Raw genomic sequence first — 26,017 nt, forward strand, 5'->3', positions numbered from 1 at the left:
GTGTTATGGGAATCGCTGCCAGTGAATTGCGCCGTTATGTGATCCGCCCCACGCTGATCTATCTCGGCCGCCACCATCCAGGAGCAGAATCTTTCCTGCTCGCCGTAGCCGCTAGCCAGTCAGCGCTGGGCGCCGAGCTCGACAGCCAACGCGGGCACGGCCTCTACGGCATTTCCGATTCACTGCACTATCAGCTCTGGGACGGCTATCTGGCCAAGGATCCCGATCTCGCCAGTCTGGTCAGAGGGCTCGCCAGTCAACATGCCTTCCTCACCGGCCCGGATCTGGAGCTGACAGTGAACCTGCGTTATTCAACTGCAATTGCCTGGATGATGGTCGAAGCCAGCCGCCTGACCTTGCCCGCCGAAGATGACTTGCTGGGAATGGCGCGGATTTGGCGCAGGATATTTCAGCCCCACGGCCGACTGCAGGATTTCACTACCGCCTGGCAGACCTCGGTACGCCCCTTGTTTCAGGCCGAACCAGCCATTTTGTGACCCAGCAGTTTCGCTGGAGATCGCCGCACGTTCACCCGGATTGTCCTACAAAAACTGCTCTAACTCGGGTGATCCAGCCTATAGCGCGTTAAGAAAAATGTTGGTAATTTCCGCGCGGTGATCAACAAGGAGTTCTAACAATGAAAAAAACAATGATCAAATCCAGCCTCAGTCTCGCCATCACTCTTGCCTCCACCCAAATCTTCGCATCGGGTTTTGCCCTCAACGAGCAAAGCATCAGCGGCATGGGAACCGGTTTTGCCGGGCGTACCTCATCCGTCGATGACGCCAGCATCGTTTATGGCAACCCGGCCGGCATGTCGCGCCTCAAGCGCCAACAAGTCACCGTTGGTGCTGCTGCAATCGATGCCTCGACCGACATCAAGGATGTCAGCGGCCGAAGCACCGGCAGCAACAAAGGCGACATGGTTCCGTTCACGGCCGTGCCGATGGGTTTCTACGTCAATCCGATCGACGATCAGTGGGCTTTCGGCCTGGGCGTCTATGCGCCGTTCGGCCTGGTCACCGACTACGAAAACAGCTTCCAGGGCCGCAATTTCGGCAGCAAGAGCATGGTGAAAGTCATCACCTTCCAGCCGACTGTCAGCTATGCCTTCAACGATAAGGTCTCGATCGGTTTCGGTCCGACCATCAACCGTATTTCCGGCGTCCTGGAATCGGCACTCAATGTCAGCGGCCTGACCCTGCCAGTCACTGGTCGTCCATCGGGTGATGGTCGCGTTCAGGTCAAGGGCGATGACGTCGGCTATGGCTTCAACGCCGGTATCCTGGTTCAGCCTACCGACACCACCAGCCTGGGTCTGACCTACCACTCCAAAGTGACCTACAAGCTTGACGGTCATACGGAAGTCACGCCGGGCGCCGGTGTTCCTGCTCCGATCCTCGGCGCCGCTCGCTATGACGGCAAGCTGAGCCTGGATACTCCTGAGTCGGTGGATTTCTCGATCACTCAGAAAATGACTGACGATTGGAAGCTCTATGCAGGGGCCACATGGACTCGCTGGAGCCGCCTGAAAGACATCACGGTGAAGAACTCCGGCGTAACCAGCGCGGGTGGTCTCGCAGCCCCGGCACTGGTCACCAACATTACCGAAGAACAGAACTGGCATGACGTCTGGGCTTACGCCATTGGTACTTCCTACCAGTTGAACAAACAATGGGTCTTGCGTACCGGCCTTTCGTTCGACCAGTCGCCAACCAACAACGATAACCGTTCGCCACGCATCCCGACCGGCGACCGGACGATCTTCAGCGTGGGCGCCGGTTATAGCCCGACTGATGACATCACCATCGACGTGGCTTACTCGTATCTGAAGGAAGAAGACATCAAGGTCCGCGACGCTAACGCGCTGGGCCAGTCCTACAACGCCAAGTACGAAAACAGCGCCAACGGTTTCGGCCTGGGCCTGACTTACCGCTTCTGATGCAGTCGGCGGGACAGGCAGATCACCTGTCCGCCGTACAGAGAACCCCGCAGCCAGCGATGGATGCGGGGTTTTTCGTTATTTGATCAGCACATCGAATGCGGGCTAAAGCCAACGCTCTGCGCATTGCTGACATCGAACGCCACTTTTATCTACCCGATCTCCTGTAGGAGCCGGCTTGCTGGCGAATGCGGAGTGTCAGACAACTCATCCATCACTGACCCACCGCGTTCGCCAGCAAGCCAGCTCCTACAATGGATCAGGGTGTAGCGAAGAAATGTGCTTGGCATCAAAGGCGAAGAGCTTTAGCTCCAGCCCGAGTTGCACTTCACACGCGATAGATTAGACGTCCGAAGGCGAAATGATCTGCGCTCGTCGAAGGCAGAAGCACAGAAGCACAGAAGATAGAGCCGCCGGATGTCCATAACGGCATCCATCCCAGACAGAAAGTCAGGGTCAGATACACACGCTACCCTCTATTACCGCAGACGCCTGGCGCCCTAACAGGTCATGCCCAACTGCAGGACGCCGAGCCCGACGCGGTGCCAGCCCCACCAGCCCAGGGCCAGCAGCACCGCCACCAGGGCAACGCCGACGAACCAGGGGATCACGCGGGTCACAGTGCCACCTGCTGCATTTGCAGACGCGCCACGGGCTGTTCACGCACAGGCCAGTTCAGCGCTGCGGCCATCAGGCTCAGGGCAATGGAGAGGTACCAGATCAAGTCGTAGTTCCCCGTCTGGTCATACACCACGCCGCCTAGCCAGCCGCCGAGAAACGCGCCCAGTTGGTGGAACAGGAAAACGATACCGCCCAGCATCGACAGGTTGCGCACCCCAAACAGCGTCGCCACGGTACCGTTTGTCAGCGGCACGGTGGACAGCCATAGCAGGCCCATGGCAATCCCGAACAAATAAGCCGAGGTTTGCGTCAGTGGCGCCCAGATAAACAGCACGATCACTACCGCCCGCAACAGGTATAGGCCGGTAAGCAGACGCGGCTTGGACATCCGACCTCCCAGCCAGCCTGCTATATAAGTGCCGAATACGTTGAATAACCCGATCAATGCCAGCACGGTGGTGCCGACCATCGCGGGCAGATGCTGATCCACCAGATACGCCGGCAGGTGCACGCCGATGAAAACCACCTGAAAGCCGCACACGAAGAAACCGAAGGCCAGCAGCCAGAAGCCCGAATGCGTGCAGGCCTCGTGGAGGGCTTCGCGCAGTGTCTGTTCGCCCGCAGTGATGGGGACGGGTTTGTCCTTGAGCATGGCCACCAGCGGCAGAATGAGTGCTACCAGCAAGCCCAGTGCAACCAGCGCCATGGACCAACCGAGCCAGCCGATCAACCCCAGAGTGCCCGGCAGCATCGCGAACTGACCGAACGAGCCCGCCGCGCTGGCCAGCCCCATGCCCATGCTGCGTTTCTCCGGTGGCAAGGCGCGGCCCACCACGCCGAGGATGATCGAGAACGTGGTGCCGGAAAGGCCGAAGCCAATCAGCAGCCCCGCACTCAGGGACAGGGTTACAGGCGAATCCGCCATGCTCATCAACCCCAGACCAAGCGCATACAGCACGCCGCCGACAAGCACCACTTTGGCTGCTCCGAAGCGATCGGCCAAAGCACCGGTAAATGGTTGGGCCAGGCCCCAGATCAGATTCTGCAAGGCGATGGCGAACGCGAACACTTCCCTGCCCCAGCCGAATTGCGCGCTCATCGGCGGCAAGAACAGGCCGAAGCCATGCCGGGTACCCAGCGACAGCGCCAGAATCAGCGCACTGCCCAATAAAACCCAACCGCTGGTACGCCAGACCGATGTCATTTTTATTCTCCCGAAATCACGCACACAGAATTAGGCGCATATGCCAGCAAATCAGAATAAGCGAAGCTACGCGCCGGAATAAGGGGTGTCAATCGAGGGCGCGCGCAGGATAGGTGGGAGTGAGCTTGCTCACGAAGACTGAAGTCAGGCCACGGAGAAGCTGTGAATTAAAACGCGCTTTGGTGAGCAGGCTCACTCCACAGATTTGGGCCCTACCGTGCAAATGTGTCAAACCAGCGCCAAGGTCACCAACACCGTCATTTCCAGCAACTCCAGCATCGCTCCTGCGGTATCGCCCGTACTACCGCCCAAACGTTGCAGCATCAATCGGCGCAACCAGAAAAACCCAGCCCCGGCGACCAGCAACGACCACGCGCCGGCCCAGCCCGAAATCAGGACGCAACCAAGTGCCGTCGTGCCCAGTACCTGCACGCCCAGCGTACGTGGCAGATGATCGGCCAGCGCTTGTCCCAAACCACCGGCGCGCACGTATGGCGTGTCGAGGAACAACCCCAGCATCGCAGCGCGGCCAATCACCGGCGCCAGCAACAGAACGACGCTGTGATGCGCATCGATCAGCGCAACAATCGCGGTGAATTTCAACAGCAGCACGATCACCAGTGTCACCACGGCAATCGGACCGCTACGCGGATCTTTCATAATCATCAGGGTGCGTTCGCGGTCGCCGAAACCGCCAAGCCAGCCATCGGCGCTATCGGCCAGGCCATCCAGATGCAACCCGCCACTGAGCAGCACCCAGGTCGCCAGCAATAGGGCCGCATGAAGCAACTGCGGTGCGCCCTGAAGGAGAAGGTTCAGCGCCATCAGAATCGAACCGAACAGCGCGCCCACCAGCGGATAAAACAGCAGCGAACGCCCCAACGCCTGAGGCGCGGGCATACCCGGCAGTCGAACCGGCAGGCTGCTGAGAAACTGCAAGGCGATCCAGAATGACAGCATCTACACCTCCGTCAGCGCGCAATTCGCATCGACATCGAGCCCGAACAAGCCGCCATGGCCGACGACCACTTGCAGCAGCTGTTCACGGGGCAACCCGCGGGCTTGGGCCAGCAGCAGGCGCATGACCCCACCATGACTGATCAGCAGAATCCGCTCGCCGTCGTGGGCCTGGTACAGACGCCGGACAGCGCCGCGCACACGCTCGGAAAACGCCGACACCTGCTCACCATTGGGCGGCGTGAATGTGTAGGGGTTTTCCCAGAAAAGTCCTAATCCCTCGGCATCGGTTTCCATCAATTGCGCGGTAGCGATTCCCTCCCAATCGCCGAAATGCAGTTCCTGCAGATCAGGTTCCAACTGCATCGGCAGCGACAACTGCAACGACAACTCCTCGGCAAACCGCGCGCAACGTCGCAATGGCGAACTGACGATGCGATTCCATCCAGACGGCCTCGCTACCGCCTCGCGCATCTGCTGCCAACCGAGTGGGGTCAGAGCGTCATCCAGACTGCCACGCAAGCCGCCACCGCGCTCGGTTTCGCCATGACGCAACAGGTCCAGATGCAAGGTCATGCCGGGCGATCCGCCACAGCCGCTTCGGCGAAAGTCGCCATGCCGCTGTGCAGCTCGCAGGCCAGACGCAACAGTGGCACGGCCAACGCGGCGCCACTGCCCTCCCCGAGACGCAGACCCAGCTCCAGCAGAGGTTCGGCGCGCAGGGTTTCCAGCACATGGCGATGACCCGGCTCCGCACCACGATGGCCGAACAACAGCCATTGACGGCAAGACGGGTTGAGTCGCACCGCAACCAGCGCTGCCACGGTGCAAATGAACCCGTCAACCAGCGCCGCGATGCCTTCCTGCGCGCAGGCCAGATAAGCGCCTACCAACGCCGCCACTTCAAACCCGCCCAATGCACGCAGGCTGCCCAGCGCATCGCCGGATTGGGCCGCGTGCAGTTGCAACGCCTGCTCGATGACCTGCGCCTTGTGATGGATGCCCTGAGCGTCCAGACCTGTCCCAGGCCCGACCAGCAACGGCGCCGGGCATTGCAGCAGCGAACAGGCGACAGCGCTGGCCACCGTGGTGTTGCCGATGCCCATTTCGCCACCGATGAACAGCTCGGTCCCCGCCGCCCTGGCCCGCAGCACGCTGTCGCGACCGCCTGCCAGAGCGCTTTCCAGCTGCGCCTGAGTCATCGCCGGGCCTTTGGCAAAGTTGGCCGTTCCCATCCCGAGATTCAGATGGCGCACACCCGGCAGGTTCAGCGGCGACACGGTGCCCAGATCGACCACATCCAACTGCGCCGAGAGTTGCTTGGCCAACACGCTGATCGCCGCGCCGCCCATGATGAAGTTGTGCAGCATCTGCCCGGTGACTTCCTGCGGATAGGCCGAAATCCCTTCGGCAACTATTCCGTGATCACCCGCAAAAATCGCGATCCATACCTTATCGACCTTGGGTCTGACCTGGCCTTGCAGACCAGCCATTTGCACCGCGACCGCTTCCAGCTGGCCCAATGAGCCTGCCGGTTTGGTCAATTGCTGCTGCCGGGCCAGCGCCTGCTCGCGACTGTTCTGATCGATTTCACAGGCAGGGTTGAGCCACCAGGCATTACTCATAGTGCGGATCCTTTGAGGGTCATGGGCAGTCCGGCGACGGTGAACACCACGCGCTGGCAACGTTCGGCCAGGGCCTGATGCAGCCAGCCGGCTTCATCGACATAACGACGGGTCAGCTCGCCGAGGGGCACCACGCCCAGCCCGGTTTCGTTGCTGACGAAAATGATGTGGCCGGGCAATTCAGCCAGGCAATCGAGTAACGCATCGCGCTCCTGCGTCAAGCGCTGCGGATCGTCCAGCATCAGCAAATTGGTCAGCCACAGGGTCAGGCAGTCCACCAACAGGCAGCGATCGGGCTCTGCGTTTTCTTTCAATACACGGGCCAGTTCGAGCGGCTCTTCGACCAGCCCCCAACTCTCCGGGCGACGCTGACGATGCAGCATCACGCGCTGATTCATCTCCCCATCCAGCGGCTGACTGGTGGCGATATAAAGGACATCGAGACCGCTTTCGTTCGCCAGTTTTTCAGCCAGCCGACTCTTGCCGGAACGCGCACCGCCGAGGATCAGTTGCCGCATCAGCTTGACTCCAGGCCGCAGAGTTCACGCAGTAGGCTGCCGTCCAAATGCTGCTCAACCAGATCGGCCAGCCGTTCGATATCTCGTTCGCGCAGGGCGTGGTAGTCAATCTGCTGCACATTGTGCAATCCAGCCCAACGCAGCAGGGCACTGCTGGAAGCCGGGTTTTCGAACAATCCGTGCAGATAGGTGCCGAGCACTTGCCCGTCGGCACTTTGCGCGCCGTCGCAACGACCATCGCTAAGTTGCACCAAAGGGTTTTCCAATGCCGGCCCCGTGGTCACGCCCGCATGAATCTCATAGCCGGTGACCTCGGCATCTTCCAGGCTCAACCGGCCGCGCACATTACGCAGCTGTTTTTGTTCCTCAAGCACCGTGCTGATTGCCAGCAGACCCAGCCCCGGACTTGAGCCGGCTGCACCTTCAAGGCCCAATGGATCATGCAACTGTTCACCCAGCATCTGCAGCCCGCCGCAGATGCCCAGCACCTTGCCGCCGTAACGCAGATGGCGACGGATGGCAGTGTCCCAGCCGTTGCTGCGCAGATACGTCAGGTCGCTGCGCACGCTTTTCGAACCCGGCAGGATGATCAGATCGGCAGGCGGAATCGGCTGATCCGGCCCGATGAATTGCAGATTGACCTGAGGGTGCAGCCGCAGCGGGTCGAAGTCGGTGTGGTTGCTGATGCGCGGCAGCACCGGCACCACCACATTCAGGACTTGCTCGGCCTTGTCGCTCTGACGTTGATCCAGACCATCCTCGGCCTCCAGATGCAAGTCCATCACGTAGGGCAACACGCCGACCACCGGTTTGTCGGTGCGCTGCTCCAACCAGTCCAGACCCGGCTGCAGCAAGGCGATGTCGCCGCGGAAACGATTGATGATGAAGCCTTTCACCCGCGCCTGTTCGCTCGGCGAAAGCAGCTCCAGAGTGCCGACCAGATGGGCGAAGACGCCGCCGCGATTGATGTCAGCCACCAGTAACACCGGGCAGTCCACCGCTTCGGCGAAACCCATGTTGGCGATGTCGCCCGCTCGTAGGTTGATTTCGGCAGGCGACCCGGCGCCCTCGACCATCACCACTGACCAACCCGCGCTGAGGCGTCGATGGGAGGCGAGCACCGCCTGCATGGCGATGGCCTTGTAGTCGTGATAGGCGACGGCGTTCATGGTGGTCACCGCGCGACCGTGAATGATCACCTGCGCGCCGGTATCGCTGTTGGGTTTGAGCAATACCGGGTTCATGTCGGTGTGCGGTTCCAGGCCACACGCCTGGGCCTGCACCGCTTGGGCGCGGCCGATCTCACCACCGTCGGCGGTCACCGCGCTGTTGAGCGCCATGTTCTGTGGTTTGAATGGCACCGTGCGCACGCCCTGGCGAGTCAGCCAGCGGCACAGCGCGGTCACCAGGGTGCTCTTGCCGGCGTCCGAGGTGGTGCCCTGCACCATCAGGGTTTTACCGATGCGTGGAGTGTTCATGCACGCTCCTGAGAAAACTCACTCAGCGCCTGTTCCAGACGCTGCCAGTGCGCTTCATCGCGCGGCAGACCAAAGCGTAGGCTGCCGTTGTGCGGCGCATTGTTGAGAAAGATGCGCAGCAGAATCCCGCGTCGGGCGCAGTATTCATGCAGCTCGGCGGCGCGAGGCATGATCAGCCATTGGAACAGTGCGCAGCCGCCTTGGGGAGCGAAGCCGTAACGGGTCAGCAATGCAACCAGACGCTGGCTGGCCGCTTCCGTGCGCGCACGCTGCCGTTGATGGCCCTCAACATCGTCGAGACAGGCCTGACCGAGAATCCGTGTAGGACCACTGACCGCCCAAGGGCCAATCTGTCTGGCCAGCACCTTGAGAAACCGCGACTCGGCCAGCACGAAGCCCAGCCGCACGCCCGCCAGACCAAAAAACTTGCCGAACGAGCGCAACACGATCAGGCCGGGGCGTTGGGTTTGGGCGGCAAGGCTCAAGTGCGGTGTGTTGTCCATGAATGCCTCGTCCACCACCAGCCAGCCGCCACGCTGCGCCAGTCTTGCGTGCCATTCCAGAAGGCGCTCGGGAGATAGACTCAGACCCGTGGGGTTATTGGGGTTGACCACCACCAGCACGTCGAGGGCATCGATGAAGCGCTCGACTTCATGCTCCAGCACCTCGCGCACCAGAAAGCCGCTGCTGCGCCAGGCTTCAGCGTGTTCGGCGTAACAGGGCGACAGCACGCCGACCTTGCCCGCCTGGCGCAAACGCGGCAACGCTTGTATCGCCGCCTGGGAACCGGCCACCGGCAGCAGATCCGGAGCCCCGTAATACCGCCGAGCCGCGCTCTCCAGACCGTCATCGGTTTCCGGCAGACGCGCCCAGGCAGCCTCCGGAATCGGCGGAATCGGCCACGACCAAGGCGAGATGCCGCTGGATAGATCGAGCCAGTCAGCCTCATCGATGCCGTATTTGGCCACCGCCCCGCGCAAACGACCGCCGTGCTCAAGCATAGAATTCAGTCCCCAGACACAGGATCAGCAGCCACAGCCATACGCCGCGCTGCACCAGTTGCCAGCCACGATCGATGGAGTTCGCGTCAGCAGGAGCGCCTTCGCCCAGTTGCGGACGTTGATGCAGCTCGCCGTGATAGATCGCCGCGCCACCCAGTTCGACACCCAGGGCGCCGGCACCCGCGGCCATTACCGGACCTGCGTTCGGGCTGTCCCAATTCGGCGCCTGTGTGTGCCAGCAGCGCAACGCCAGTCGGGTTTTACCCAGCAGCGCGTAAGTCAACGCTACAAGGCGCGCGGGAATGTAGTTAAGCAGGTCGTCGATTTTCGCCGCCGCCCAGCCGAAACGCTCGAATCGCTCGTTGCGATAGCCCCACATGGCGTCCAGCGTGTTGCTCAGACGATAGAGCACCACGCCCGGCGCACCCAGCACGACGAACCAGAAAATCGCGGCGAACACCGCGTCGCTGCCGTTTTCCAGCACAGACTCAGTGGCGGCGCGGGCGACTTCGGTGGCGTCCAGCTCCGACGTCTGGCGGCTGACCAGATAACCTACGCGACGGCGGGCTTCTTCAATATCGTCGCCGCGCAAGGCTTGCGCCACCGGCCCGACATGTTCTCCCAGGCTGCGCAGGCCCAGGGCGCAATACAGCGCGGCCACTTCCACTAGCCAGCCGACGTAAGGCAGCCAGCTGAAGAAGGTCACCAGCAGGGTCAGCGGAACGACCGCGATAAACCAGGCCGTGACGCCGTGACTGCGCCAGCCGCGACCACCTGCATTCAAACGTTGCTCGATGCGCTCGGCGTATCGGCCGAACGCTACCAGCGGGTGGTTTCGTTTTGGCTCGCCGAGCAGCGCATCCAGCGCGACCCCGGCGACGCTCAACAACGCCACACTCATGAATTCACTCCCCATCTGTTATCAAAGACCAGCTCGTGCAACGGACGCGCCTGCGCCCAGCCTTCCAGTTCCAGCATCGGCGCCGGGTAAAACTCCTTGACCGGCCCCAGGCACAGAATCGCCAACGGTTTTGAACCGCGTGGCATTTGCAAAAGGTCGGCCAGCGCCTGAGGTTCGAACAACGACACCCAGCCCATTCCCAACCCCTCGGCGCGGGCCGCCAGCCAGAGGTTCTGGATGGCGCAGGACAACGAAGCCATGTCCATTTCCGGCAAGGTGCGGCGTCCAAAGATGTGTTTCTCGCGGTCGTCCATCAGCGCGGCGACCAGCACCTCGGCGCAATCGTTGATGCCTTCGACCTTGAGCTTCATGAAGTCCTCGGAACGCTCGCCCAGGGCCTCGGCAGTGCGAACCCGTTCCTCTTCCACCTGCGCCTGAATCTGCCTGCGCAATTGACGATCGCTGATACGAATGAAGCGCCACGGCTGCATCAGACCGACACTGGGCGCGTGATGCGCGGCTTCCAGCAATCGCGCCAACAGCTCGGGAGCAACCGAGCCGCCGCAGAAGTGCCGCATGTCCCGGCGCTCGGCAATGGCCCGATAGACCGCAGCGCGCTCGGCGTCGCTGAAGGTGTGGTCAGTCATGGCGCAGCGCTCTATTCCAGCTAGCAGAGTGACCCACTGCGGGAGCGAACTTATTCGCGAGAGGCCGGTACATCCGATACAGATTTATGGCCTGTAACAACGCATCGCGAATAAATTCGCTCCCACAGGGTTCTGTGTTCCGGCAGCAGCACAGTGTCGGCCAAAAATTGGACAGCAGGGAACGCTCGCTCATGGCAAAAACAGCGCCGCCGTCGCGCGTGGATTGGAAGGAAAATAGAAGTGCACGTAGGATGCGGTCATTCGCCCATCCCGATACACCGCCTCGGCGCCGCGCCCGCCGTTGGGGCTGACGCCACGGGTGATTGGCGTCAGTTCGGTGCTGGTCAGCGAATGATGATAGGTGTGGCCGCGCAAAGTCCCCTCCGGCAGTTCCACCGTTTGCAAGGCCAAGGCCGCCAGGCGCTTCTGCATCACTGCTTCGCCGTCCAACAAGCCCGCCAGTTCGGCGCGCTGGCCATCGACATCAGTCAGAGCGCTCAGCAAATAGAGCATTCCACCACACTCAGCCAGCAGCGGTTTGCCTGCCGCGTGATGGGCGCGAATGGCCTGCAGCATCGAGTGGTTCTGACTCAACGCAACATGATGCAACTCGGGGTATCCACCGGGCAGGTACAGGCTGTGCGCGTCGGGCAATTGCCGATCGTGGATCGGCGAGAAGAACAACAACTCTGCGCCCATTCCCCGCAGCAGATCCAGGCTGGCGCCGTAGGTGAAAGCGAATGCTTCATCACGGGCGACGGCAATTCGCACGCCGGCCAACAAAGGCTCGACAGGCACGATATCCGGCGCGTCGAAGGTCACGGCGGGCGGCATGGTGGCATCGCAGGTACTGGCCAATGCCGCTGCGGCGGCATCGAGCCGAACGTCCAGATCATTTAGCTCACTGGCCTGCACCAGCCCCAGATGGCGGCTCGGCAGTTCGATTCCGGTTTCCCGCGACAGCGCGCCATACCAGCGCAAGCCTTCGGTCAGACTGCCTTCGAGCAACTGCGCATGACGCACGGTGCCGACGCGATTGGCAAGCACGCCGGCAAACGGCAGGTCAGGCTGATAGCGCGCCAGACCCAAGGCCAGCGCGCCAAAGGTCTGCGCCATCGCCGTGCCGTCGATCACGCCCAGCACCGGTACGCCAAAACGCCGCGCCAGGTCGGCACTCGAAGGCGTACCGTCGAACAGGCCCATGACGCCCTCGATCAGGATCAGATCGGCATCAGCGGCGGCTTCCCACAGCAAACGTCGACTTTCGTCTTCGCCGACCATCCACATGTCCAACTGGTAGACGGGGTTGCCGCTGGCGCGCTCGAGAATCATTGGGTCGAGAAAATCAGGCCCGCACTTGAACACGCGAACCTTGCGTCCCTGATTACGATGCAGACGCGCCAAGGCGGCGGTGACGGTGGTCTTGCCCTGACCGGAGGCGGGCGCGGCGATCAATACCGCCGGGCAATGCCGGGGCTGACTCATGAACGCTTGCTCACAGTTCGATGCCCTTCTGCGCCTTGATCCCGGCCTGAAACGCGTGCTTGACCACGCCGATCTCGGAAACGGTATCGGACAGATCGATCAGTTCCTGTTTGGCGCCGCGCCCGGTGATAACCACATGCTGCATTGGCGGGCGGGCCTGCAGGTCGCTGAGCACCTGCTCAAGATCCAGGTAGCCGTGCTTGAGGGCGATGTTCAGTTCGTCGAGGATCACCAGACCAATCTCGGGATTGCGCAATAGCGCCTGAGTCACGACCCAAGCGGCTTCGGCGGCGGCGATGTCGCGCTGACGGTCTTGGGTTTCCCAGGTGAACCCCTCGCCCATGACGTGATAGCGCACCTGCTCTGGGAAGCGGCGGAAGAACAGCTCTTCGCCGGTGGCATTGCGGCCCTTGATGAATTGCACCACGCCGCACTGCATACCGTGGCCCATGGCACGCGCGAGCATGCCGAAGGCGGAGCTGCTCTTGCCCTTGCCGTTACCGGTCAGGACCAGCAGCAGACCGCATTCATTAGGGGCGCTGGCGATGCGCTCGTCCATCACCGCCTTCTTGCGCAGCATGCGCGCCAGGTGGCGTTCGTCACGTTCGGGGGATTCGCTCATCTGGGCTCTCCGCTTGAGGGCAGGTGTGGCAAACGGAGGGCAAAGACTGACGGCAGGCGTCGGGAGCTGAATGGCCCGAGCCTGCGCAGAGCATCGCCCTCCGTGATGCTGTTGAATGGATCAGGCCGGTCTCCGGACTCATGAGCTGGTATACAAGCCACGCGCCTTCCCATGCTCGAGGAACACAGTGGCATCGTGCGTGGCCTTGACTCATTTACCGTTGCGGAGGCAGCGCCGGGATTGATCGCAAAAGCGTTCGCACCGGCTTCCCTGTTTCACCCTTTTCATCGGCCTTGGCCGCGGGCACCTGAAACAATCGGCGAAGGTTAGTGGGTTGCCCCCACAGCGTCAATCGGAGCGGCCATTGTTCTGCGGTTGAACCGACTCTTGCGAGCGGCCTCTACTCATAGACATGTGAGTGCATGACTGCCAGGAAGGGAGACCGATCATGTTCAAGCTAAAATCTCAGGTTGCGGTGCTGCTGTTGGTCGCCGGTGGACTCGCGGCGTGCGGCGAATCTTCAAGACTGCAGGTCTCGGACGGCATGGGCCCTTCGCCGCAACTACCGGAACCGAACAAAACCCTGATCCCCACCGTCAACATCGCGCCGACAGCCGGTTGGCCCGCGGGCACCAAACCCACGGCCGCACCGGGCACACAGGTCGCCGCGTTCGCTGAAAACCTCGACCACCCGCGCTGGCTCTACGTGCTGCCCAACGGCGATGTGCTGGTGGCGGAAACCAACGCGCCGCCCAAACCCGATGACAGCAAGGGCATCAAAGGCTGGGTCATGAAAAAGGTCATGAGCCGCGCTGGCGCAGCCGTACCGAGCGCGAACCGCATCACTCTGTTGCGCGATCAGGACCACGATGGCGTCGCGGAAACCCGCACGGTATTCATCGATCACTTGAATTCGCCGTTCGGCATGACGCTGGCGGGCAATGACTTCTATGTCGCCGACACCGATCGTCTGCTGCGCTTCAACTACACCTCGGGTGAAACCTCGATCAAGGGTGAGCCGCTGAAAGTCACCGATCTTCCAGGCGGCACGCTCAATCATCACTGGACCAAAAACGTCATTGCCAGCAAGGACGGTAGCAAGCTGTACGTGACGGTAGGCTCCAACAGTAACGCGGGTGAAAACGGGCTGGACGCGGAAAAAGGCCGCGCGGCGATTTGGGAAGTGGACGCTGCCACCGGCAATCACCGGATATTCGCCTCCGGCCTACGCAATCCCAACGGCATGGACTGGGACCCGAGCACCGGCAAGCTGTGGACGGCGGTCAACGAGCGCGACGAGATCGGCAGCGATCTGGTGCCTGACTACGTCACATCGGTTCAGGACGGTGCGTTTTATGGCTGGCCGTTCAGTTATTACGGTCAGCATGTGGACATCCGGGTGTCGCCACAGAATCCGCAGCTGGTGCAGAAGGCCATTGCGCCAGACTTCGCCGTGGGCCCGCATACCGCCTCGCTGGGCCTGGCGTTCGCCGACGGCAAGTCCTTGCCGGCGCCTTTCAATGAAGGGTTGTTCGTCGGTCAGCACGGTTCCTGGAACCGCAAACCGCACAGCGGTTACAAGGTATTGTTCGTGCCGTTCAAGGATGGCAAGCCAAGCGGCACGCCGGTGGACCTGCTGAGCGGATTTCTCAATGCCGATGAAAAAGCGCAAGGCCGCCCGGTTGGGGTGGTCAACGACAACAGAGGTGGGGTGTTGGTGGCCGATGATGTCGGCAACAAGATCTGGCGGGTGACCGCCGCGCGGACGGTGCAGGCTTCCAGTACTAGCCCCTGACCAGACGCGCCTGTTTCTGCCCGGAGGGCGTGGGAGCCCGGCTTGCCGGCGATCTGCCAGGCACTGGCAGGGTCATCAGCCGCGAATGCATCGCCTGACATCCCGCCTTCCCTGTAGGAGCCGGCTTGCTGGCGAACGCGGTTGATCAACCGCCAACGCATCACCTGACATTCCGCCTTCCCTGTAGGAGCCGGCTTGCTGGCGAACGCGGTTGATCAGCCGCCAACGCATCGCGTGACATTCCGCTTCCCTGTAGGAGCCGGCTTGCTGGCGAACGCGGTTGATCAGCCGCGAATGCATGCATGACACGGCGAAGTCGCCAGCAAGCCGGCTTCTACCGTAGAGGGAGCCAGGTGTTCACCGGCAAACAATGATCACAAAATCTGCGTCAGAAACAGGCTCTCTATTGCTTCGCCAGATTCGAAGGCTGAATCACACGTTTGGCATTCAGCCACGCCTTCTGCCAGTACGGCTTGTCGAGGCTGTCGAGTTTAACGGTGCCGCCAGTTGCCGGGGCATGCACGAAGCGCCCTTCGCCGACATAGATCCCGGCATGACTCACGTTCGAGCCGCCACCGGTCGCGAAGAACACCAGGTCACCGGTTTGCAGCTGGCTGCGATCGATGTCCGGGCCGCGCAGGTTGATCATGTCGCGCGTCGAACGTGGCAGAACAATCCCTGCGGCGCCCTGGTACACGTAACCGATCAGGCCACTGCAATCGAAGCCCGAATCCGGCGTGTTTCCGCCCCAGCGATAAGGCGTGCCCACCAACCCGATGGCACGTAGCAGCACGTCATCAGCGACGGGAGAAGAAAATTGAGAGGGAGCAGAGACCACAGGCCTGGAAACGACCTTGGGACGGGATGGCGGTGGATTGCTGGAGCAAGCGGCCAGCAATACAGCCAGTGATGTAACAGCCAGGCGAACCGTAAACGACATAAACACAACAACCCTTGAGGATGCGGCTTACTTTGCCGGGGGCCGGGATCGCACGCAATCAGGGTTTCCCCTGTTGCGTTAACGGTGTTGGCGCTTGATTGTAGTCGAAGTCATCGCGGTCGTCGTTTCTGGAACCTTGGCAGGAGCCATGGCCAACGCGCGTTTGGCTTCGATGAACGTGCGTGCCCAGTAAGCATCGTCGAGGCTGTCGACGCGCACACCACCACTGCGACGGCTGCTGGAGTGGATGAACTGGTCATCGCCCAGATAGATGCCGGCATGGCTCACACGACCGCGTCCTGCGGTGCTGAAGAACAGCAGATCGCCTGGCTTGAGGTCATTGCGCTTGATCAGAGGGGCATCGATATTGACCATTTCGCGGGAAGAACGCGGCAGGCTCATGCCGGCCTCTTCACGGAACAGGTAGCCGATGAAACCGCTGCAATCGAAACCGGACGTAGTCGAGGTGCCGCCGAAACGGTAACGGGTACCGATCAACGATTTGCCACGCTCCAGAATGCTGTCGGCCAGAACCGGAAGCTGATACGGTTTCGCGTCGGCAAATTGGGCCAGTTCATCTTCGGTCGCGATTTCATCATCCAGAACGGAAGACGAAAAATCGGCACGCTTGGCGGTTTGAGCGGTGGCAGAATCCTTGAACTGGACATTCTGCAACTGCTGTTGTGACGCTGGCATTTGGGCCGCGCAGCCGAACAGCAGCGTTACGAGTGCGAGAGGCACGAGGGGTGCGAAGCGATTTAGCATGGGCACGACCGTGGCTAATGTGTAAAGAAGCCGAGACTATGCCTTCTATCGTCATCATTTGCAAATTCAATCGAATCAAATGTGACTTAACAGGTCCTCCATCACATCTAAGGCTCTACACCTCAGAAAAACATCCATGTGAATGGAGTGATCGGTCGACGAGGGATTTATCTCGGCGGTAAAGCCTCCCGCTACCCGTGTGCGCAACATCGGCTCATGGATATAAGGGAAGCTGGCCGTGGTTCCGACGCTGAGAACAGCATCAAAGCCTTTTGCCATCTCCTCATCCAGCACATTCAATGCCAGCTCTGGCAGTAATTCCTCGAACAAGACGACCGGCGGTCTCAACACCCCATGACAATGCGCGCATAGCGGCGGCAATGGGCGCTGCAAGTGTTCGCTCAGCCGTGAATCTTCGGCGCCGCAGGACTGGCAGTAGAGCGGCGCCAACTGACCATGAATCTCGATCAGACGCTCGGGCGGACTGCCCGCCGCGCGATGATAACCGTCGACATTCTGCGTCAATACCCAGCATTCCGGCTTGCGCCGTTGCAGCGCAGCGATGGCGTAGTGCGCCGCATTGGGCTGTCCACCCAGGCAAGCGCTGCCTAATTGGGCAATGTACTTCCAGCACAACGCGGGATCTCGCCGCAACATCGGGCCGGACAAGGCCATCTCGATCGGCAGCCCGGCGTCGGTCCGACCGTTGTAAAGGCCGCCGACGCCACGGTAGGTCGGCAGTCCCGAATCAGCCGAAAGTCCGGCGCCAGTGATGATCAGAATGCGGGAGGCATGGCGCAAGGCCGCGGCGGTTTGCAGCACCAGCGCTGGATCGACCACGTTGCCGATCACCAGCCCAGCGTCTCTTTAAGGAAAGGAATGGTCAGCTTGCGCTGCGCTTGCAGCGAGGCCTGGTCAAGCTCTTCGAGCAGATCGAACAATGCGCTCATGCTGCGTTTGCCGCGCGTGAGGATGAAATGGCCGACCTCGTCAGTCAGATGCAGGCCACGACGCGAGGCGCGCAATTGCAGGGCACGAAGTTTTTCTTCATCGGAAAGCAGGCGCATCTGGAACACCAGGGCCATGGTCAGTCGCGATTTGAGGTCTGCCAGCTTGACGGGCAGTTCTCGTGGAGAACAGGACGCCGCAATCAATAGACGGCGGCCGCTGTCGCGCAAGCGGTTGAACAGGTGAAACAACGCTTCTTCCCATTCAGGCTTGCCGACCACGGCTTGCAGGTCGTCGAGACACACCAGCTCGTACTGCTCCAGATGATCGAACAGCTCGACACCTTCATTGATGACTTCCGCCATCGGCAGGTAAACGGCAGGCTCGCCCATTTGCTCGAAACGCAGGCAGGCCGCTTGCAGAAGGTGCGTGCGCCCTACCCCGTTTTTGCCCCACAGATAAATGAGGCTTTCGGTCCAGCCAGCCTCGGCTTCGCACAGGCGTTCGACGTAGCCGAGTGCAGCGGCATTGGCGCCTGGATAGTAATTGACGAAGGTGGCGTCATCACGCAGACGCACACTCAGGGGCAGCTGAATAGGTTTCATGCTGGCTGAACGGTTCGGTGACGAACCGCCAAGGGCCTCTGTGTAAAGTGTGCAAAGTTTATACCCGCAAGCCGGGCGGCACAATGCGGCAGACAGCCTGCAAAATCAAAGGCTTGCGTCTATCGCGGGCCGGAGGTTTGGATTACCGGTAAGGGCTGGGTGCAAAAACGCCGTGCGGCCAACCATTTTGGGATGGCGATCGCAAAACACTGTGGGAGCGAATTTATTCGCGATGGGGCCGAGCAGGCGACACATTTGGGTCGCCGGTGACACCATTCGAGGTTGAATTCGCTCCCATAGGTCCCTCAGCGTTCTCCTGAACTTCTTAAAGATCCGGATCTTCCATCCCGCCGTAGATATCCGACTCCTTGTACAGATCGTTCACGTGCCGCACCAGCACCATGATCACCGCCGCCACCGGCAGCGCCAGCAGGATGCCGGTGAAGCCGAACAGCTCACCGCCCGCGAGGATTGCGAAGATCACCGCCACCGGATGCAGGCCGATGCGATCACCCACCAGCAAAGGCGTCAGCACCATCCCTTCCAGTGCCTGCCCGACCATGAACACCGCGACGATGCCGAGCATCGGATACAGGTCGCCGCCGAACTGAAACAGACCCGCCAGAATCGCCGAGCCAATACCGATCACGAACCCCATATAAGGCACGATGGCCGCCAGCCCCGCGATCACGCCGATCAACAGCCCAAGCTCAAGACCAACCAGCATCAGTCCCGCGGCGTAGATCACGCCAAGGGCTACCATCACCAGCAACTGGCCACGAATGAACGCGCCCAGCACTTCATGACATTCATCGGCCAGCGCAACGATCTTCTTCTCGCGGTGACGCGGCAACAGGCTGCGCACCTTGGCCATCATCACGTCCCAGTCCCGCAGCAGGTAGAAGCAGACCACCGGGATCAGCACCAGATTGGTCAGCCAGCCGATCAAGGCCAGTGTCGACGTAGTCGCCTGTGCCAGCACGATCCCGACGATGTCGCTTGTCTGGCCCATGTGCTCGGATATCGCCGCCTTGACCTTGTCGAACTTCCAGAAACCCTCCGCCAGCCCAAGCTTGGCCTGGGTCCACGGCAGCGCAGTGTGCTGCAACCAGTCAAGCATCTGCGGCGTCAGTTCGTACAAGCGATACAGCTGCTTGGCGAGCATCGGTACCAGCACCAGCATCAGTCCCATGAAAATCAGGGTAAAAAACACGAACACCGTCACCACGCTCAAGGTGCGGGACATTTTCAGTTTTTCCAGCCGATCAGCGAGTGGATCGCCCATATACGCCAACAGCAACGCCACCAGAAAGGGCGTGAGGATAGCGTGCAACAGCCAGACAAACAGACACAGCAGGACAATCCCGCCGAGCCAGAACCAACGACGCGTATCAGTCATTACCGCCCCTTGAACCCGAAATAAAATGCTTCATGTCACGCCGTTATGAACCCGCTCACCAGCGGAAGTGCAGTGTTTGTGCAGTCGCGGGCGCGGGTGCTGGCGCTTGAGTAGACCCAGGTACAGCTCCGGGCGCAGGTGCCTGACCGGCATCGACCGGCGCACTGGCGGCTTCACTCGCTGGCACCTCCTGCAGTCTGGCCAGCGACAATTGCGAGCGCAGTTGATCAGCGCTGCCACTGACATCGAAGACCACACGATCGGCATCCACCGATTTCAGACGACCGCCGAAGGGTTCCAGCAGACGCCCCAGTTGGGCGTAACGTTCCAGGTTCATGCCCTGGACTTCCAGCGCCATGCTCGACGACGTCCCGGGCTTGACCACGAAGCGCGGGGCCAGACGTTGACTTACCGACAACAAAACGGCATCGGCCAACTCGGCGGAACTCGCCCCGGTCGCGCTGCCTTGCTCCATCTTGTCGCCCAGCCACAGGTGCCATTTACCCTGCCACTGACCTCCGTTTTCCTGCGCATGGACGGCGAGAATGGCGTCCGAACCATAACGTTCGGAGGCCTGCTTCAGCGGAGCCACGTCGTTGCCGTCCAGTGTCTTGGCATCGCCGATCCCTTGCTCACCCAGATCCGCCAGGGGCAGACGCAGCGGCAAGCCACGATGCTGCGCCGCGCGACGCAGAGGCTCGGCGCTCGGCTGACCGTCGCCCACCAGATTGGCGCCATCGGTTGCATCATTCAGCCACCAGGCCATGATCACTGGGCGATTCGAGCCCCACAATGACAGACCGGCCTGACGCAGCGCGCGCTCGGTGCTCGCCGGGTCGAAATCCACTTGCAACGACTCCGGCGGACCTGCGTCATAACCGTACTGACTGATAATTTGTTGTGGGTCCTTGCGCACGTCGGCAAGGGCCGAGCCTTGAGCGGCCTTGGGGTCACCGGTCAGACGAATGACCAGGGTTTCCAGCGCGGCCTGAGTGGCGCGGGTTTTCTCCTCCGGGGTCTGCCCGCTGACTGGCTCGCGCACCTGATAGAGATTGTTCACCGTCTCGGCCAGGGCCGGGAGGCTCATGAGGGACAGACAACCTACGAACAGGCAGTTTTTCAGGCGCATAAAAATTCCCAGGAACAAAAATCGCAGCTTATTAATAGCTGCATGAAAATGACTGGCTCGACTCAGACCACGTAGCGGCCCGAATCGCTCACTGTGCAGACGAAGTTACACCTTTTATGGCGACCGACGAACGGGCAACCCCGATCAGCGGGTTAATTTTTTCTTCATGATGCGTCTGCCCGTCGGCCCAAGGATGGCCGCTTTGGCCCAACCCTGATAAAATCGCGCGCCTTCGCAGACCGGCGATGCCACGGCCACGAGCCGTCCTACTCGGTCGTTATCCCGAATCCCCCCTAAAGGCCTGGATCATGAGCAAGCAACCCTCCCTGAGCTACAAAGACGCCGGTGTAGACATCGACGCCGGTGAAGCATTGGTCGAACGCATCAAGAGCGTCGCCAAGCGCACCAAGCGCCCGGAAGTCATGGGCGGCCTGGGTGGCTTCGGCGCGCTGTGCGAAATTCCGGCTGGCTACAAGCAGCCCGTACTGGTTTCCGGTACTGACGGCGTCGGCACCAAGCTGCGTCTGGCGCTGAACCTGAACAAACACGACAGCATCGGTATCGATCTGGTCGCCATGTGCGTCAATGACCTGGTGGTCTGCGGTGCCGAACCTCTGTTCTTCCTGGACTACTACGCCACCGGCAAACTGAACGTCGATACCGCTGCTCAGGTCGTGACCGGCATCGGCGCGGGCTGCGAACTGGCCGGCTGCTCGCTGGTCGGCGGCGAAACCGCTGAAATGCCAGGCATGTACGAAGGCGAAGACTACGACCTGGCCGGCTTCTGCGTCGGCGTCGTGGAAAAGGCCGAGATCATCGACGGCTCGAAGGTAGCAACCGGTGACGCCCTTATCGCACTGCCTTCTTCCGGCCCGCATTCCAACGGCTACTCGCTGATTCGCAAGATCATCGAAGTCTCCGGTGCCGACATCGAAACCATCCAGCTGGACGGCAAACCGCTGACTGACTTGCTGATGGCACCGACCCGCATCTACGTCAAGCAACTGCTCAAGCTGATCAAGGACACCGGCGCGGTCAAGGCCATGGCCCACATCACTGGCGGCGGCCTGCTGGACAACATCCCGCGCGTACTGCCTGAAGGTGCACAAGCAGTGGTCGACGTGGCGAGTTGGACCCGCCCCGCGGTGTTCGACTGGCTGCAAGAACAAGGCAACGTCGACGAGCATGAAATGCACCGCGTTCTGAACTGTGGCGTCGGCATGGTCATCTGCGTTGCGCAGGAACACGTCGAAGCTTCCCTCAACGCCCTGCGTGAAGCAGGCGAGCAGCCATGGGTCATCGGCCAGATCGGCATAGCTGCCGAAGGCGCTGCACAAGTCGAGCTGAAAAACGTCAAGGCACACTGATGCCCGAGGTAGTGAAGCCTGACGTGTTGAAGCCTGACTTGCCCCAACCTTGTGATGTAGTGGTGCTGCTGTCAGGCACTGGCGGTAACCTGCAGGCTATGATCGACAGCTTTCAGGACAGTTCGAGCCCGGCCCGCATTCGCGCAGTGATTTCAAACCGCGCCGATGCCTACGGGCTTGAACGTGCGAACAACGCGGGCATCGAAACCCGCGTTCTCGATCACACAGCCTACGAAGGTCGCGATGCCTTCGATACGGCATTGATCGAACTGATCGACTCATTTGCGCCGAAGCTGGTGGTACTCGCCGGCTTCATGCGCATCCTCACGCCGGACTTCGTGCGTCACTACCATGGTCGGTTGTTGAACATTCACCCTTCCCTGCTTCCCCTGTATAAAGGCTTGCACACGCATCAACGCGTGCTGGAGGCTGGCGATGTCGAGCACGGCTGTAGCGTGCACTTCGTCACCGAGGAACTCGATGGGGGGCCTCTGGTCGTACAAGCTGTTATTTCGGTAGAGTTGCACGACACGCCTGCGACACTGGCGCAAAGGGTTCACGCCCAGGAGCACTTGATTTATCCGCTCGCCATCCGCTGGTTCGCCGAAGGCCGTCTGGTCCTGAGCGAACAGGGCGCATTACTGAACGGCCAGCCACTGGGGCCCAGCGGCCATTTGATTCCGGCCATTTAATTTAGAAACAGGAGATATTATGCGTCGCGCTTTGCTCTTCGCTTTCGCTCTGTTCGCACTTCCTGCGGTCAATGCGGCAGACCTTCAACCTTTCTCCGCCAGCTACACCGCTGATTTCAAGCAGCTCCCCGTAGGTGGCGGTAGCGCCACACGCAGCCTGGAAAAGAACGCCAACGGCACCTGGACTCTGAGCTTCAAGGCATCGATGATGATCGCCAGCCTGACAGAGGTCAGTACCCTTAAAGTCGACAAGGATCAGTTGCTGCCTCAGACCTACCACTTCGAACGTGGCGGCCTGGGCAAGAGCAAGACAATTGATCTGGTGTTCGACTGGCCAACCAAATTCATCACCGGTACCGACCGTAATGATGCGGTGAAGATCCCGCTGAATACCGGTGTTCTGGACAAATCCACTTACCAGTTGGCCTTGCAACACGATGTCGCCGCCGGCAAGAAAAGCATGACCTATCAGGTGGTCGACGGCGATGAGGTCGATACCTATGATTTCCGTGTGCTGGGCACCGAGAAAGTCGATACCAAAGTGGGTTCGGTCGATGCCATCAAGGTCGAGCGCGTGCGTGATCCAACGCAGAACAAGCGCATCACCGTGATGTGGTTCGCCAAGGACTACGATTATCTGCTGGTTCGCCTGCAGCAGGTGGAGACCGACGGGAAGGAATACAACATCATGCTGCAGGATGGCACGGTGAATGGTAAGTCGGTCAAAGGCAGCTGATTTGGGTTGTACCGCGTTTTATAGAGAACCCCGTCAATTGGCGGGGTTTTTTGTGGATATGTATACGGCATCCATGGCGCTCGTCATCAAAGCGCGAAGCGCCGGGCTTTTGCTGTTGATCTTCTTACGCATTCGTCAGCAATGCGGGCGCTTACAGATTTTGCGGCGTACCGAAAATCGGCAGTCCGCGCAACTCACTGTGGGAGCGAATTCATTCGCGAGGGGGCAGCCGACACAGCTTTATCGTCTGGGAAGTCTTTCGCGAATGAATTCGCTCCCACAGGCGGTCGTGTTTACTGCAAAGACGGCGCTCGTCATCCCAGGGCGAAGCGCGCCGGGCTTTGCTGTTGATCTTCTTACGCATTCGTCAGCAAGTGGGTTCTTACACGTTTTGCGGCGTACCGAAAATCGGCAGTCCGCACAAATTCACTGTGGGAGCGAATTCATTCGCGAGGGGGCAGTACACCCGACACAGCTTTATCGTCTGGGAAGTCTTTCGCGAATGAATTCGCTCCCACAGGCGGTCGTGCTCACTGCAAAAACGGCGCTCGTCATCAAAGCGGCGAAGCGCGCCGGGCTTTTGCTGTTAACCTTCTTACGCATTCGTCAGCAATGCGGGTTCGTACAGGTCCAACGCCAAAATATCGCCATCTCCGGACGCTCGATGCTCCGCGCCTCAACATGAAACTTTCTTCACACCCTCAAACGAGTGCGACAAAACGCCGCACAGCCTGCAAAAACAGAGAGTTAGCCATTGTTGCCAAAGCGGTAAATAACTCTTCCCGAAATCGATCGTTTACTTAGCCAGCTACCAAAATTTATAAAGGAACCACTGCGACGTCCTGCCGTAGTTTTCAAAGAGTCAGGAGTTTTCAATATGACGGTTACTGTTACTGAACGCGACGACGCCCACATCTCCCACGAAGCCATCGCCGATGGCATTCAGATCTGGGATGTCCGCCAGCAAGACCAACTGGTAGGCATGTTTCATCATGAATCGGACGCACAGCGTTACGCAGCAGAGCTCGCGGAGTTGGAAGCCAAGAAGGCAGCGAGCAACTCGTAATAACGGAATCGCGACAAAACAAAACCCGCCTAGGCGGGTTTTGTTGTTTTCAGGTTTACCACATCAAATCATCGGGAATCTTGTAAGCCGCATACGGGTCATCGCCGCTATCCGGCTCTTCAGTCGGCTCGCTGAGCATTACGATACGACGCGGATCACGCTCCTGGACCTTCAGCGCTGCCTCACGGGGAATCACCTCGTAAGTACCGCCATGATGCACGATCGCCAACGACCCATTGCTCAGCTTGCTGCGCATCAGCGAATTGACCGACAGCCGCTTGACCTTCTTGTCATCGACGAAGTTGTAGTAATCCTCGGTGGTCAGTTTCGGCAGGCGGGTCGCTTCGATCAGTTGTTTGACCTGTGCGGCGCGGGCCTTCTGCTCGGCCTTTTCCTGCTGCTGACGGTTCAGCTCCTGGTCGCGTTTGGCCTTCTCGGCCATGGCTTCCTGAGCGGCGCGCTGCGCGGCGTCGTCGGCGCTCGCCTGGCCCTTGTGCACCAGACGCTGTTCTTTCTGCTTGGTCTTGGCGACCTGTTTGGCCTGCTTCTCGTTGACCAGACCTGCCTTGAGCAACTGGTCACGAAGGGAAATACCCGCCATCTGTCTTCTCTCTCTGACTTCTCTTGCTAAATAGTCAACTCAACCGCAGTTGGGCGTGTTTTTTTCCTGACGCTTGGCTTCGCCCCAGAGCGCGTCCATCTCTTCAAGGCTGCAATCTTCGATGGGGCGGCCGGTTTCACGCAAGGCCTGTTCGATGAAACGAAAGCGCCGCTCAAATTTGCCGTTGGCGGCACGCAAGGCATTTTCCGGATCGACCTTGAGATGACGGGCCAGATTGACCACCACGAACAGCAGGTCGCCGATCTCCTCGTTGATCCCGGCGCTGTCGTTGTCGGCCATGGCTTCAAGGACTTCGCCGAGTTCTTCACGCACCTTGTCGATCACTGGCAGCGCTTCGGGCCAGTCGAAACCGACCTGAGCCGTGCGCTTCTGCAACTTGGCCGCTCGCGACAATGCCGGCAACACATTCGGCACATCATCGAGCAAAGACAGCTGCTCTGGCGCTTGTGCCTTCCCGGCGCGCTCCTCGGCCTTGATCTCTTCCCAGCGACGCTTGACCTGATCTTCGTTCAGGCGCGGCGTTTCCACGGGCGCATACAGATCGCCCGTGGGAAACACATGAGGGTGACGGCGAATCAGTTTGCGCGTGATGCCATCGACCACGCCGTCAAATTCGAATCGCCCTTCTTCCCGCGCCAGCTGGCAGTAATACACCACCTGAAACAGCAGATCGCCCAGCTCGCCGCGCAGATCATCGAAGTCACCACGCTCGATCGCATCGGCGACTTCGTAGGCCTCTTCGAGGGTATGCGGCACGATGGTCGCGTAGTTCTGCTTCACATCCCACGGGCAGCCGTACTGCGGGTCGCGCAAGCGGGCCATGAGGTTGAGCAGGTCCTGGAGTGTGTACATGGGATCCCAATTCTTGTTTTTTGCGGCGTTTGCGCCGACGTCATCGCGAATGAATTCGCTCCCACAGAAGAAGCTGAACCTCTGTGGGAGCGAATTCATT

At 60.4% G+C, this 26,017-nt stretch carries 27 protein-coding genes and 1 riboswitch; of the genes, 8 read left to right on the top strand and 19 right to left on the bottom strand.

Features of this window, described 5'->3' with window-relative positions; translation table 11 throughout:
• The first annotated feature begins 5 nt into the window (after nt 1–5).
• The gene (locus tag ACRER8_RS05965; protein WP_431745421.1) at nt 6–497 is read left to right on the top strand and encodes a hypothetical protein; all 492 of its coding nucleotides are present in this window, start codon (nt 6–8) and stop codon (nt 495–497) included.
• A 140-nt stretch (nt 498–637) separates the two neighbouring features.
• Nucleotides 638–1,942: an OmpP1/FadL family transporter gene (locus ACRER8_RS05970; RefSeq protein ID WP_431745422.1), complete on the top strand. Its 1,305-nt coding sequence runs from the start codon at nt 638–640 to the stop codon at nt 1,940–1,942.
• 616 nt (nt 1,943–2,558) lie between these two features.
• Here the strand turns inward: ACRER8_RS05970 and ACRER8_RS05975 are convergent.
• The 11 genes from ACRER8_RS05975 to cobO all read right to left on the bottom strand — a co-directional run bounded on the left by ACRER8_RS05975 (nt 2,559) and on the right by cobO (nt 13,001).
• On the bottom strand, nt 2,559–3,767 hold the full coding sequence (locus ACRER8_RS05975; protein WP_431745423.1) for an MFS transporter: 1,209 nt from the start codon (nt 3,765–3,767) through the stop codon (nt 2,559–2,561).
• Between the two features lie 228 nt (nt 3,768–3,995).
• Nucleotides 3,996–4,727, bottom strand: coding sequence for an adenosylcobinamide-GDP ribazoletransferase (locus ACRER8_RS05980; protein ID WP_431745424.1), 732 nt, complete (start codon nt 4,725–4,727; stop codon nt 3,996–3,998).
• The gene (gene cobC / locus ACRER8_RS05985; RefSeq protein WP_431745425.1) at nt 4,728–5,300 is read right to left on the bottom strand and encodes an alpha-ribazole phosphatase family protein; all 573 of its coding nucleotides are present in this window, start codon (nt 5,298–5,300) and stop codon (nt 4,728–4,730) included.
• Nucleotides 5,297–6,349: a nicotinate-nucleotide--dimethylbenzimidazole phosphoribosyltransferase gene (gene cobT / locus ACRER8_RS05990; RefSeq protein ID WP_431745426.1), complete on the bottom strand. Its 1,053-nt coding sequence runs from the start codon at nt 6,347–6,349 to the stop codon at nt 5,297–5,299. The genes cobC and cobT overlap by 4 nt, the downstream gene beginning before the upstream one ends.
• Nucleotides 6,346–6,867, bottom strand: a complete 522-nt coding sequence (gene cobU, locus ACRER8_RS05995) for a bifunctional adenosylcobinamide kinase/adenosylcobinamide-phosphate guanylyltransferase (RefSeq protein ID WP_431745427.1) — start codon at nt 6,865–6,867, stop codon at nt 6,346–6,348. The genes cobT and cobU overlap by 4 nt, the downstream gene beginning before the upstream one ends.
• Nucleotides 6,867–8,345, bottom strand: a complete 1,479-nt coding sequence (locus ACRER8_RS06000) for a cobyric acid synthase (protein WP_431745428.1) — start codon at nt 8,343–8,345, stop codon at nt 6,867–6,869. Before ACRER8_RS06000 ends, cobU begins: the two co-directional genes overlap by 1 nt.
• Entirely contained in the window at nt 8,342–9,346 is a 1,005-nt protein-coding gene (cobD, locus tag ACRER8_RS06005) for a threonine-phosphate decarboxylase CobD (RefSeq protein WP_431745429.1), read from the bottom strand. The genes ACRER8_RS06000 and cobD overlap by 4 nt, the downstream gene beginning before the upstream one ends.
• Nucleotides 9,339–10,247, bottom strand: coding sequence for an adenosylcobinamide-phosphate synthase CbiB (gene cbiB, locus ACRER8_RS06010; RefSeq protein WP_431745430.1), 909 nt, complete (start codon nt 10,245–10,247; stop codon nt 9,339–9,341). The genes cobD and cbiB overlap by 8 nt, the downstream gene beginning before the upstream one ends.
• A complete protein-coding gene (gene bluB, locus ACRER8_RS06015) occupies nt 10,244–10,894 on the bottom strand; it encodes a 5,6-dimethylbenzimidazole synthase (protein ID WP_431745431.1) in 651 nt (216 codons plus the stop codon). The genes cbiB and bluB overlap by 4 nt, the downstream gene beginning before the upstream one ends.
• A gap of 189 nt (nt 10,895–11,083) precedes the next feature.
• Nucleotides 11,084–12,379 carry a cobyrinate a,c-diamide synthase gene (locus tag ACRER8_RS06020; protein WP_431745432.1) on the bottom strand — a complete coding sequence of 432 codons (1,296 nt, stop codon included), beginning with the start codon at nt 12,377–12,379 and terminating at the stop codon, nt 11,084–11,086.
• Nucleotides 12,380–12,389: 10 nt separating this feature from the next.
• Nucleotides 12,390–13,001 carry a cob(I)yrinic acid a,c-diamide adenosyltransferase gene (cobO, locus tag ACRER8_RS06025; RefSeq protein WP_431745433.1) on the bottom strand — a complete coding sequence of 204 codons (612 nt, stop codon included), beginning with the start codon at nt 12,999–13,001 and terminating at the stop codon, nt 12,390–12,392.
• A 106-nt stretch (nt 13,002–13,107) separates the two neighbouring features.
• A riboswitch (cobalamin riboswitch) is annotated at nt 13,108–13,327 on the bottom strand.
• A gap of 122 nt (nt 13,328–13,449) precedes the next feature.
• On the opposite strand from cobO, the gene ACRER8_RS06030 reads away from it, so the two are divergent.
• Nucleotides 13,450–14,796 carry a PQQ-dependent sugar dehydrogenase gene (locus ACRER8_RS06030; protein WP_431745434.1) on the top strand — a complete coding sequence of 449 codons (1,347 nt, stop codon included), beginning with the start codon at nt 13,450–13,452 and terminating at the stop codon, nt 14,794–14,796.
• Nucleotides 14,797–15,199: 403 nt separating this feature from the next.
• On the opposite strand, the gene ACRER8_RS06035 is transcribed toward ACRER8_RS06030, so the two are convergent.
• The 6 genes from ACRER8_RS06035 to ACRER8_RS06060 all read right to left on the bottom strand — a co-directional run bounded on the left by ACRER8_RS06035 (nt 15,200) and on the right by ACRER8_RS06060 (nt 20,582).
• Nucleotides 15,200–15,736 (bottom strand): C40 family peptidase, encoded by a 537-nt coding sequence (locus ACRER8_RS06035; RefSeq protein WP_431745435.1) that lies wholly within the window; start codon nt 15,734–15,736, stop codon nt 15,200–15,202.
• Between the two features lie 78 nt (nt 15,737–15,814).
• Nucleotides 15,815–16,501: a C40 family peptidase gene (locus ACRER8_RS06040; RefSeq protein WP_431745436.1), complete on the bottom strand. Its 687-nt coding sequence runs from the start codon at nt 16,499–16,501 to the stop codon at nt 15,815–15,817.
• A 75-nt stretch (nt 16,502–16,576) separates the two neighbouring features.
• Nucleotides 16,577–17,341 carry an NAD-dependent deacylase gene (locus ACRER8_RS06045; RefSeq protein WP_431745448.1) on the bottom strand — a complete coding sequence of 255 codons (765 nt, stop codon included), beginning with the start codon at nt 17,339–17,341 and terminating at the stop codon, nt 16,577–16,579.
• An 8-nt stretch (nt 17,342–17,349) separates the two neighbouring features.
• Complete coding sequence (hda, locus tag ACRER8_RS06050; protein ID WP_431745437.1) at nt 17,350–18,054, bottom strand: DnaA regulatory inactivator Hda; 705 nt, start codon at nt 18,052–18,054, stop codon at nt 17,350–17,352.
• A gap of 325 nt (nt 18,055–18,379) precedes the next feature.
• Nucleotides 18,380–19,453 (bottom strand): AI-2E family transporter, encoded by a 1,074-nt coding sequence (locus tag ACRER8_RS06055; RefSeq protein ID WP_431745438.1) that lies wholly within the window; start codon nt 19,451–19,453, stop codon nt 18,380–18,382.
• Between the two features lie 55 nt (nt 19,454–19,508).
• Nucleotides 19,509–20,582, bottom strand: coding sequence for a DUF2066 domain-containing protein (locus tag ACRER8_RS06060; RefSeq protein ID WP_431745439.1), 1,074 nt, complete (start codon nt 20,580–20,582; stop codon nt 19,509–19,511).
• 308 nt (nt 20,583–20,890) lie between these two features.
• On the opposite strand from ACRER8_RS06060, the gene purM reads away from it, so the two are divergent.
• The 5 genes from purM (at nt 20,891) to ACRER8_RS06085 (ending at nt 24,443) form a co-directional block, all read left to right on the top strand.
• On the top strand, nt 20,891–21,949 hold the full coding sequence (gene purM, locus ACRER8_RS06065; RefSeq protein ID WP_431745440.1) for a phosphoribosylformylglycinamidine cyclo-ligase: 1,059 nt from the start codon (nt 20,891–20,893) through the stop codon (nt 21,947–21,949).
• Nucleotides 21,950–21,987: 38 nt separating this feature from the next.
• Nucleotides 21,988–22,641 (top strand): phosphoribosylglycinamide formyltransferase, encoded by a 654-nt coding sequence (purN, locus tag ACRER8_RS06070; protein ID WP_431745449.1) that lies wholly within the window; start codon nt 21,988–21,990, stop codon nt 22,639–22,641.
• A gap of 19 nt (nt 22,642–22,660) precedes the next feature.
• The gene (locus ACRER8_RS06075) at nt 22,661–23,377 is read left to right on the top strand and encodes a DUF3108 domain-containing protein (protein WP_431745441.1); all 717 of its coding nucleotides are present in this window, start codon (nt 22,661–22,663) and stop codon (nt 23,375–23,377) included.
• Between the two features lie 73 nt (nt 23,378–23,450).
• Nucleotides 23,451–24,062 (top strand): hypothetical protein, encoded by a 612-nt coding sequence (locus tag ACRER8_RS06080; RefSeq protein ID WP_431745442.1) that lies wholly within the window; start codon nt 23,451–23,453, stop codon nt 24,060–24,062.
• Between the two features lie 192 nt (nt 24,063–24,254).
• Nucleotides 24,255–24,443 carry a hypothetical protein gene (locus tag ACRER8_RS06085; RefSeq protein ID WP_431745443.1) on the top strand — a complete coding sequence of 63 codons (189 nt, stop codon included), beginning with the start codon at nt 24,255–24,257 and terminating at the stop codon, nt 24,441–24,443.
• Between the two features lie 55 nt (nt 24,444–24,498).
• Here the strand turns inward: ACRER8_RS06085 and ACRER8_RS06090 are convergent, their stop codons facing one another.
• Together ACRER8_RS06090 and mazG are read right to left on the bottom strand one after the other, a co-directional pair.
• Nucleotides 24,499–25,044, bottom strand: coding sequence for a DUF2058 domain-containing protein (locus ACRER8_RS06090; protein ID WP_431745444.1), 546 nt, complete (start codon nt 25,042–25,044; stop codon nt 24,499–24,501).
• A 39-nt stretch (nt 25,045–25,083) separates the two neighbouring features.
• Nucleotides 25,084–25,917 carry a nucleoside triphosphate pyrophosphohydrolase gene (gene mazG, locus ACRER8_RS06095; protein ID WP_431745450.1) on the bottom strand — a complete coding sequence of 278 codons (834 nt, stop codon included), beginning with the start codon at nt 25,915–25,917 and terminating at the stop codon, nt 25,084–25,086.
• Nucleotides 25,918–26,017 lie beyond the last annotated feature (100 nt).

Origin of the sequence: Pseudomonas sp. (assembly GCF_050739935.1) — a bacterium.
Taxonomy (GTDB): domain Bacteria; phylum Pseudomonadota; class Gammaproteobacteria; order Pseudomonadales; family Pseudomonadaceae; genus Aquipseudomonas.